Origin of the sequence: Pseudooctadecabacter sp., assembly GCF_020627745.1 — a bacterium.
GTDB lineage: Bacteria > Pseudomonadota > Alphaproteobacteria > Rhodobacterales > Rhodobacteraceae > Octadecabacter.
The window spans coordinates 13302-22261 of the sequence record NZ_JAHDGE010000026.1; the positions used below are offsets into that span (position 1 = coordinate 13302).

General features: G+C 62.0%; 9 protein-coding genes. 6 read left to right on the forward strand and 3 right to left on the reverse strand.

Annotated features, from left to right (window positions below; all coding sequences use genetic code 11):
- From QZ653_RS10675 to QZ653_RS10695, 5 genes are all read left to right on the forward strand, one after another.
- A partial coding sequence (locus QZ653_RS10675; protein ID WP_296420056.1) for a BMP family ABC transporter substrate-binding protein occupies positions 1 to 753 on the forward strand: 753 nt, incomplete at its 5' end.
- A gap of 229 nt (positions 754 to 982) precedes the next feature.
- Positions 983 to 2023 carry a GAF domain-containing protein gene (locus QZ653_RS10680; protein WP_296420058.1) on the forward strand — a complete coding sequence of 347 codons (1041 nt, stop codon included), beginning with the start codon at positions 983 to 985 and terminating at the stop codon, positions 2021 to 2023.
- A 76-nt stretch (positions 2024 to 2099) separates the two neighbouring features.
- Positions 2100 to 3032 carry an aldo/keto reductase gene (locus QZ653_RS10685; RefSeq protein ID WP_296420059.1) on the forward strand — a complete coding sequence of 311 codons (933 nt, stop codon included), beginning with the start codon at positions 2100 to 2102 and terminating at the stop codon, positions 3030 to 3032.
- Positions 3029 to 4108 carry an NAD(P)/FAD-dependent oxidoreductase gene (locus tag QZ653_RS10690; RefSeq protein ID WP_296420060.1) on the forward strand — a complete coding sequence of 360 codons (1080 nt, stop codon included), beginning with the start codon at positions 3029 to 3031 and terminating at the stop codon, positions 4106 to 4108. Before QZ653_RS10685 ends, QZ653_RS10690 begins: the two co-directional genes overlap by 4 nt.
- Before the next feature lie 70 nt (positions 4109 to 4178).
- A complete protein-coding gene (locus tag QZ653_RS10695) occupies positions 4179 to 4670 on the forward strand; it encodes a hypothetical protein (protein WP_296420062.1) in 492 nt (163 codons plus the stop codon).
- A 10-nt stretch (positions 4671 to 4680) separates the two neighbouring features.
- On the opposite strand, the gene QZ653_RS10700 is transcribed toward QZ653_RS10695, so the two are convergent.
- The 3 genes from QZ653_RS10700 to QZ653_RS10710 all read right to left on the reverse strand — a co-directional run bounded on the left by QZ653_RS10700 (position 4681) and on the right by QZ653_RS10710 (position 8349).
- The gene (locus QZ653_RS10700) at positions 4681 to 5223 is read right to left on the reverse strand and encodes a Hint domain-containing protein (RefSeq protein WP_296420063.1); all 543 of its coding nucleotides are present in this window, start codon (positions 5221 to 5223) and stop codon (positions 4681 to 4683) included.
- A gap of 125 nt (positions 5224 to 5348) precedes the next feature.
- Positions 5349 to 5774, reverse strand: a complete 426-nt coding sequence (locus QZ653_RS10705; protein WP_296420064.1) for a hypothetical protein — start codon at positions 5772 to 5774, stop codon at positions 5349 to 5351.
- 73 nt (positions 5775 to 5847) lie between these two features.
- The gene (locus QZ653_RS10710) at positions 5848 to 8349 is read right to left on the reverse strand and encodes a GcvT family protein (protein ID WP_296420065.1); all 2502 of its coding nucleotides are present in this window, start codon (positions 8347 to 8349) and stop codon (positions 5848 to 5850) included.
- Between the two features lie 429 nt (positions 8350 to 8778).
- Between QZ653_RS10710 and QZ653_RS10715 the strand changes: the two genes are divergently transcribed.
- Positions 8779 to 8960: hypothetical protein (locus tag QZ653_RS10715; RefSeq protein ID WP_296420066.1), on the forward strand; the 182-nt coding region annotated here is incomplete at its 3' end.

The following is an 8960-nucleotide window of genomic DNA, read 5'->3' on the forward strand; positions in this document are numbered from 1 at the left end:
GCCACGGGCTACAAAACCGCCGACAACGTGTCCAATTATTCGGCCCGCTTCTACGAAGGCCGCGCGGTTCAGGGCCACATCGCGGGTCAGATCACTGAATCCAACACCATCGGCTACATCGCGTCCTTCCCCATTCCTGAGGTCATCCGCGGCATCAACGCAGCCTACCTGCACGCTAAGGAAGTGAACCCCGAAATCGAATTCAAGATCATCTGGGTCTACACGTGGTTCGACCCCGCGAAAGAGGCCGACGCCGCGACCACGCTGATCGAACAGGGCGCCGACGTGATCCTGCAGCACACCGATTCCACGGCCCCACAGGCCGCTGCGGCTGCTGCGAACGAAGGTGGCGCTACGGTGTACACCTTTGGTCAGGCGTCTGACATGATCGAATTCGCACCGCTGCCGCGCGTGTCCTCCATCATCGACAACTGGGCGCCTTACTACATTGAACGCACGCAGGCTGTGATTGACGGCACGTGGGAAAGCGTCAGCACATGGGACGGCATGGACACTGGCATGGTGGAAATCGGTGAAATGACCGACGCGATCCCCGAAGACGTGCGCGCCTCCGCACAAGAGATGATTGATGCGATCACGGCGGGCGATTACCACCCGTTCACCGGCCCGATCAACAAGCAGGACGGCACCGTCTGGCTGGCCGAAGGCGCCACGGCTGAGGATTTCGGTGATGATGGTATCGCAGGCATGAACTTCTACGTCGAAGGTCTGGACGCGGAAATTCCGCAATAATCTGCCGGTATTTTGCAACGATGGGGCCCGCAGGTTTGCGGGCCTCTTTTTTATGTGATGGCCTAAATTTCGGGCAATGTTGACTCGAGTCAACAAAACCTATCTTAAGGAGCGTGACTGGAGAACTGTAAACATGGATGGACAGGGAAACGCGGCAGACGGTGCATCTGAGGGTGCCACGCGTTTAACCGACCCCCGCCGCCTTGCCTCCCTGGCTGCCACCAATCTTATGGACAGCCCCCACGAGGAGGTGTTTGACCGCGCGGTGCGTCTGGCCACGCAACTGACAGGTCGCCCTGTGGGGCTGTTGTCGCTGGTTGACGGGGAACGTCAGTTTTTCAAGGCGCAGGTCGGTCTGACAGGCGATGTGGCCAAGGACCGTGAAACCCCGTTAAGCCATTCCTTCTGTCAGCATGTGGTCATCGACGGTGCGCCGCTGATTGTCAAAGACGCGCGCGATGATCCGCGTGTGCGCGACAATCTGGCGATCGACGATCTGGGCGTTGTCGCCTATCTGGGCGTGCCCGTGCACGGCCCCGACGGGGAGCCGCTGGGTTCGTTTTGTGTGATCGACGGCCATCCCCATGAATGGAGCGCGGCGGACCTGCAGACCTTAGAAGACCTGACTGCGATGATCGAAACCGATCTCAAGCTGCGCGATACGGTGGCCCAGCGTGATCTGCTGATCAGCGAGATGAACCACCGGTTGAAGAATATCTTTACCCTCATTGGCGGTATGATCCGGCAATCCGCCCGCGATGCGTCCGACCCGCGGGAGATGGCAGAACAGATCACCGGGCGGGTGCAGGCGCTGAATGCGGCCCATTCTCTGGTGTTGCCCGATGGCGGCACGCGCGGTCATGAGGGCGGCGAAGTGGCGCTCGATGAACTGGCCAAGACCGTTCTGGCCCCCTACCCCGGTGCCCAGAAGATCGTGCGCGGGGGCAAGGTGATGCTGGGGCCCAAGGCAGCTGTGGCCTTCGCGCTGAGCCTGCATGAACTGGCCACCAATGCCGCAAAATATGGCGCGTTTTCGGATATTCTGGGCAAGGTTGAACTGGACTGGAACGTGGCTGAAGACAAGCTGGGTCTGACATGGCGCGAGGAGTTGCCGCAGACCCTTCAGACCACGACAAGCGACGAGGGCTTCGGGTCGCGGCTGTTGCAGCTGAACGTCGAAGCGCAGTTGCGCGGTACACTGGTGCGCGACATGACCCCCAACGGCGTGCATGTGACCCTTGCCGTGCCGATCGAGGCCCTTATCGACTAGGCGCAGGATCGGGCTGGCCCCTCCCCGCCATCTGTCGTTAAGCTGGGGCATCTGGGCCAGCGCGACGGAGGATGTCATGACAGCGATGACCACACAAGGCGGGGCGCCTTTGGCGCCTGCGGCCTATGGCACGATGCAGTGGGGCGGGACGGCTGACAGGGCGGCCGCGCAGGCGATGTTCGCGAATTGTCTGGACGCCGGGATCACCCATTTTGATACGGCCCATCTTTATACCGAGGGCCGGTCGGAGGAGATGCTGGGCGAACTGGCCGGTGCCCGCGACGACCTTTTTGTCGCCACCAAAGCGGCTTATGACCAGCCCGCAACGGCGGCCAATCTGCAGACATCGGTTGATCTGTCGCGCAGGCGGTTGCAGCGCGATGTGATCGACCTGCTGTATCTGCACCGCTTTGATCCGACCACCCCGCTCGATCAGACGTTTGCCGCGCTTGCGTCCCTGCAGCAGGCGGGCACGATCCGCTATATCGGGGTCAGCAATTTCGCCGCATGGCAGGTGATGAAAGCGCAAGGGATTGCGGCGGGGCTGGGCACGCGCATTGATGCCCTGCAACCGATGATGAACCTTGTAAAACGGCAGGTTGAGGTTGAATTGCTGCCCGTGGCCGCCGATCAGGACATTCAGGTCTGCGCCTATTCACCCTTGGGCGGGGGGCTGTTGACAGGCAAATACGCCGTGACCGGCGCGGACGGGCGGTTGGCCTTCGATGACCGCTACGCCGCACGTTACGGGCAAGGCTGGATGCATGAGGCGGCTGTCGGACTGGCCGAGATTGCGGCCGGTCTGGGTGTTCCGGCGACAACCGTGGCCGTGGCGTGGCTGCGCCGTCATGCGCCACAGGTTCATCCGATCCTGTCGGCGCGGTCCGCCGACCAACTGGCCCCGTCGCTGGCCGGATTGGACCTGACGCTGGACGCCGCCACATATGAGGCCATCACCGCCCTGTCCCCCACACCGCCCCCCGCCACAGACAGGATCGAAGAGGCATGATAGATTTTCTGGTCATCGGCGGCGGCATCGCCGGCTGTTCCGTCGGCGCGCGCCTGTCTGATCTGGGGCAGGTCATGGTCGTGGAACGCGAAGACGCGCTGGCCTACCACGCCTCCGGCCGGTCAGCGGCGATGTTTGAAGAAAGCTACGGCCTGCCCAGCACCATCGCCCTGAATGAGGCCAGCAAATCCTACCATTTCGACGCCCACGGCGGGGTCGTCAGCCCCCGTGGCCTGATGCTGATTGGCACGGCGTTGAACACCGACGACTTCGAAGCCGATCTGGTCTCCATGAAGATGGAGGACATCGGGCCGGACGCAGGCCGCACCTTTATTCCCATCCTGAATGACCACGTGACCCGCGTGGGCTATCACGCGGACGCGTGGGATCTGGACACTGACAAACTGGTGCAGGATTTCGCGCGAACGGTGCGTCGCAACGGCGGCACAGTACGGCAGGGCGGCGACGTCACCGCAATCACCCGCACCGCCACCGGATGGGACGTCACTGTGGGGGGTGAGGTCATCGCGGCCCGCGCGATCGTCAACGCCGCTGGCGCTTGGGTGGATGAGGTCGCGGTGATGGCAGGGGTGGCCCCGCTTGGCGTCACCCCCCTGCGCCGGTCCATGGCGCGCATTCCCGCGCCGGGCGGGCATGATGTGTCGCGCTGGCCCATGCTCTTTGGTCCCGGTGAGACGTGGTACGCCAAACCCGATGCTGGCGCATTGATCGTATCGCCCGCCGATGAAGACCCGATGCCGCCCATGGACGCATGGGCCGATGACATGGTGCTGGCCGAAGGGCTGGCCCGGTACGAGGCCCATGTGACCGAACCGGTCAGCCACGTCACCTCCAACTGGGCGGGCCTGCGCACGTTTTCGCCAGACCGCAATCTGGTGCTGGGGCCGGACCCTGCCGATCCGTCGTTCATCTGGATGGCCGGACAGGGCGGTTACGGGTTTCAGACCGCCCCCGCCGCAAGCCAGCTGGTGGCCGATCTGGTCGCGGGCCGCGCGCCCGTTCTGGCCGCCGATATGGTGTCACGGCTGACGCCGGACAGGTTTGCCCGCAGCTGAGGGCAGGGAATCCCCCATTGATCGCGACAGCCCTATCCTTCAGGCTGACCGTTATAGATAGGAGAATTTCATGAACCGCCTCGTACTCGCTGCCCTCATCACCCTGCCCACCGCCACCCTTGCTGACGACCAGCTTGACCGGATGGAAGACGTGTCCGAACAGGCCAATATCCTGATGATGACCATGATGACCGCAGAGGTGAACATGGACCCCGACACCAAGGCCGAAATCATCGCCACCGCACAGGAATCAATGCAGTGGGACGACCCCATGCGCGCCGCCGGTGAATGTATGCTGGACAGCTACCGCGACGAGGTGGGCGATGACGGTGTGGACGAGCTTTTGACGAATATGGAACAGATGATTGTCGAGATGTCCGCAATCTCGAGCATTGATGACATGGAAGAGATGCCCAATGTCATGCCCGAGGGCCTGACCGAAGAGAAATCCATGGAAATCACACGCGCCTGCGGCATGATTGATCTGCAAGTCGCCAAAATGAGCGAAAGCGGCTTCATGGATGCCATGATGGCGGCTGCCATGGCCGCCGAGGGAAATTAAACCCCCCGTATCACGCGACGGCGGCCATCAGTTCCCATGACCGCAAGGTGCTGTAAGGCAGGGTGCATGCGCCGTCGTGCAGCAAGGTTTCAACAGGCAGGCCTTCGGCAAAGATGACGGCCTGTCTTGTCAGACTGATTTGTACGTAGCTGACCGGCAGAGGTGTCTGGGCGATGGCGATATCGGCGTGGCTGACGGCCAGGGATTTGGCGCGGACCAAAACCGCATCTTCCCCGAACAGCAGGGGCACGCGGATGTGTTCGAACAGCACGCGATGCTGCGGCCCGATGCACAGGTCCCCATGGGGCAGACCGAACCCCATGGCCCCGCGCCTGATGCAGACGGGATAATGATTTCGTTCGGACGGGGCGGCAAAGGCCTCGCGCAGTTCGGCCACCGGTTGCGGGCCGTCATCGCGGGTGTCCACCAGATCGCCCAGCGCCAGATCACCGGCCATGCGGGGCCCGTCCGGTGTGCTGATCCGCGCATCGGGGGTGATGCCAAAGGCCGCCACCCAAGGGGACAGCGCCTGCAAGGTCGGTTGGAATTTCATTGCTCGTCTCACCCGTATTTGCATCCGGTTGAGGCAGGGATAGCCCCCCAAACCGGCAGCACTGGGGCACAATTATGGCATTGCTGGCGCCTGCCTGCCGCCCTCGTTCGGCAGGCAGATGACCCCTAGTTCAACACCAATGAAGCGCGCCGCACCCACAGGCTGTTGCCCTGCCCGTTGACGCAGCGCACCCCGTCCGTGTCGCTGGTGCAGGTAAACGACGCCAACGACCATTCCGACCCGTAGCTGATCCGCCCCAAGGGGGCCGGCCAGAACACATCCCCGTGGCAGGTCCAACGGGCGCTGGCCGGGCCATCGGGCGGCAAGATCACGGTGCGGGTGCGGTCCAAATCGCAGGTGGGGTCATCATCGCCATAATCGGGCGGCAAATCCCAGTCGGCATCGAACACCAGACACACCATCGGCGCGTCATCAAACCGCGTTTCATAAAGATCGACGTAGCAGCGGATATTGCCCGACGGGCTGGAAAACCCCTGGGCATGGGCGGTCGTGGTGAACAGGGTCAACAGTAGGAAAGCAAAGATGCGCATGGGGGCCTCCGGTTTCAGCCATCATGGCAAAGTCGCGGGGGGACGTCACCCCGCGCCCGTGTGCAGGTTTTCCTTACCCGTCCTTGCGGATGGTTTCGTTTTTCGGATCATAGGGGCTGTCTTCGACAACCACCGCATCCCACACCTGACGGAACATGCGGACCTGAACCTTGGTCCCGACCTCGGCCAGTTCAACCGGCAGATAGCCCATGCCGATGGATTTCCCGAAAGCCACCGAATAGCCGCCCGACGTCAACCGCCCGACCTTCTGACCGTTGTGCAAAAGCGCCTCGCGCCCCCACGGGTCCGCATCCTCCGGCCCGTCAATCAGGAAGGTCACACATTTGAACCGCACACCGATCTTTTCCATAGCCGCCTTGCCGTGAAAGTCCTTGGACAGGTCCACAAAGCGCGGCAAATCCGCCTCCAACGGGGTGGCATCGCGGCCCAGTTCGGTTCCGAAGGCGCGGTAGGATTTCTCCTGCCGCAGCCAGTTTTGCGCCCGTGCACCGACCAGTTTCATGTCGTGCTTGGCACCTGCTTTTTCGAGCAAGTCGAACAGGTAATTCTGCATCTCGATCGGGTGATGCAACTCCCACCCCAACTCACCGGTGTAAGCCACGCGGATCGCGTTGACCGGGCACATGCCCAGTTCGATCTGTTTCGCTGACAACCACGGGAAGCGTTTGTTCGACAGCGCCGTGGCGGGGTCTGCATCAACAATCACCTCGTTCAGCACATCGCGCGCCTTTGGCCCCGCGATGGCGAAGACACCCCACTGGGTGGTGACGTTCTGCACCTCGATCCGGCCGAACTCCGCCTCTTTATCCTCAATGGCCTTGCGCAGGAAATCGGCGTCGTAATCCGTCCAAGCCCCTGCAGATACAAGATAATATTCGTCCTCTTTCAGACGCACGATGGTGTATTCCGTGCGGGTGGTGCCATGGCTGGTCAACGCATAGGTCAGATTGATGCGGCCCACGCGCGGCAGTTTGTTCGTGGTGAACCAATCGAGAAACGCGGTCGCTCCAGGCCCCTTGACGATGTGCTTGGTAAAGGCCGTGGCGTCGATCAGGCCCACGCCCTCGCGCACCGCCTTGGCCTCCTCCACCGCATGGTGCCACCACGCGCCACGGCGGAAGCTGCGGCTGTCATGGTCAAAAGTGTCCGGCGCATCCAGCGGGCCAAAATAGTTGGGGCGTTCCCACCCGTTCACAAACCCGAACTGCGCGCCCCGTGCCGCCTGACGGTCATAGGCCGGCGATGTGCGCAGCGGACGGCAGGCGGGGCGTTCCTCATCAGGATGGTGCAGGATATAGACGTGGTCGTAGCATTCCTCGTTCTTGCGGGCCGCAAATTCCGTGGTCATCCAGTCGCCGTAGCGCTTGGGGTCCAGCGACGCCATGTCGATCTCCGCCTCACCCTCCACCATCATCTGCGCAAGGTAATATCCCGTGCCACCGGCCGCCGTGATCCCGAAGGAAAACCCTTCGGCCAGCCACATATTCCGCAGCCCCGGCGCAGGCCCGACCAGTGGGTTGCCGTCCGGCGTATAACAAATCGGGCCGTTGAAATCGTCCTTCAACCCGCTTTCCTCGCACGACGGAATGCGGTGGATCATCGCCATGTACTGGTCTTCAATCCGCTCCAGATCCAGCTGGAACAGATCGGCGCGGAAACTGTCCGGCACCCCGTGTTCAAAGACCGCAGGGGCGTTCTTTTCATAAACGCCAAGGATCCAGCCGCCCCGTTCCTCACGCACATAAGACTGCGCATCGGCGTCCCGCACGACAGGGTGTTCGACACCGCCCTGCGCACGGAACTCCACCAGCGCAGGGTCCTGATCCATCACGATAAACTGATGCTCCACCGGAATGGCAGGCATCTTGATCCCCAGCATCCTGGCCGTGCGCTGCGCATGGTTGCCTGATGCTGTGACCACATGTTCGGCCGTGATCACGATCTGCTCGTCCGAGGGCACCAGATTTCCGCCCTTTTCGACCATCTTGGTGCAGGTGACCTCCCACGCGTCCCCGGTCCAGTGAAACGCATCGGCCTGCCACTTACGTTCTATCATCACGCCCCGCTGACGCGCGCCCTTGGCCATGGCCATGGTCACATCCGCAGGGTTAATATAGCCGTCCTCGGTGTGATAAATCGCACCTTCAAGGTCCTCGGTGTTGATCAGCGGCCAACGTGCCTTGATCTCATCGGGCGTCAGCCACTCAAACGGTACATCACAGGTCTCCGCGGTGGAGGCATAGAGCATATATTCATCCATCCGCTCCTTCGTCTGCGCCATCCGCAGGTTGCCCACGACCGCAAAGCCCGCGTTCAACCCTGTCTCCGCCTCAAGCGTTTTGTAGAAATCGACGGAATACTTGTGAATATGCGTCGTCGCATAGGACATGTTGAACAAGGGCAGCAAACCGGCGGCATGCCATGTGGACCCAGAGGTCAGCTCGTCACGTTCCAGCAACATCACGTCGTCCCATCCGGCCTTTGCCAGATGATAGGCAATCGACGTGCCAACCGCGCCACCGCCTACAACCAATGCTTTCACGTTCGTCTTCATCGACCTGCACTCCTTGATCCGATGGGCCAAAGATGCCCCAAACCGCAGCGCCATCGCGAAACCACACCGACCCCAAAGACACCAAATCCGACGCAGTCCGACATCGCAGAGAGGTCCCCTGCTTCATCTGGCCCGAAAAACTCCCCCCGGAGGGCCGATATCATCGACGCACCCTGCCCAACCGCGATGGGCTCACGCCTGCCTCAGGCCTCCGGAAAAACAGCGCGCCCTGCAGGGGCGCTCCCTTTGGTCAGGCGCTGGCCAGCGGTAAAACGGGGTCGGCGGCATAAGGTTGACGTGTGCGGCAATTTTGCGACAGGGACGTCAGGCGCGCGGATTTCCCCTATGACAACCTGCTTGCTGTTCCTATGTTACAGACACAAGAACACGAGAGAGCCGCACATAAGCGGCCCCGTGAGGAGAGCAGGTATGACACGCACAGCAGCAGCGGCCCTCTTGGCCGCCGTGACCCTCGGGGCATGTGCCCCTCAGGATATTCCGTCCCGTCTGGACAGTGGCGATACCCTGTATTCAGGGTTCGAGACCGCAGATGCCTACACGCCGGTCCCCGTGGGGGCGCGTGCAGACAACGATTTCATGCGGTTTTCCAC

Coding starts and splice junctions, on each gene's coding strand:
- QZ653_RS10690 (WP_296420060.1), top strand. CDS start 3,029: ATGATAGATTTTCTGGTCATCGGCGGCGGCATCGCCGGCTGTTCCGTC.
- QZ653_RS10680 (WP_296420058.1), top strand. CDS start 983: ATGGACAGCCCCCACGAGGAGGTGTTTGACCGCGCGGTGCGTCTGGCC.
- QZ653_RS10710 (WP_296420065.1), bottom strand. CDS start 8,349: ATGAAGACGAACGTGAAAGCATTGGTTGTAGGCGGTGGCGCGGTTGGC.
- QZ653_RS10685 (WP_296420059.1), top strand. CDS start 2,100: ATGACAGCGATGACCACACAAGGCGGGGCGCCTTTGGCGCCTGCGGCC.
- QZ653_RS10700 (WP_296420063.1), bottom strand. CDS start 5,223: ATGAAATTCCAACCGACCTTGCAGGCGCTGTCCCCTTGGGTGGCGGCC.
- QZ653_RS10695 (WP_296420062.1), top strand. CDS start 4,179: ATGAACCGCCTCGTACTCGCTGCCCTCATCACCCTGCCCACCGCCACC.
- QZ653_RS10705 (WP_296420064.1), bottom strand. CDS start 5,774: ATGCGCATCTTTGCTTTCCTACTGTTGACCCTGTTCACCACGACCGCC.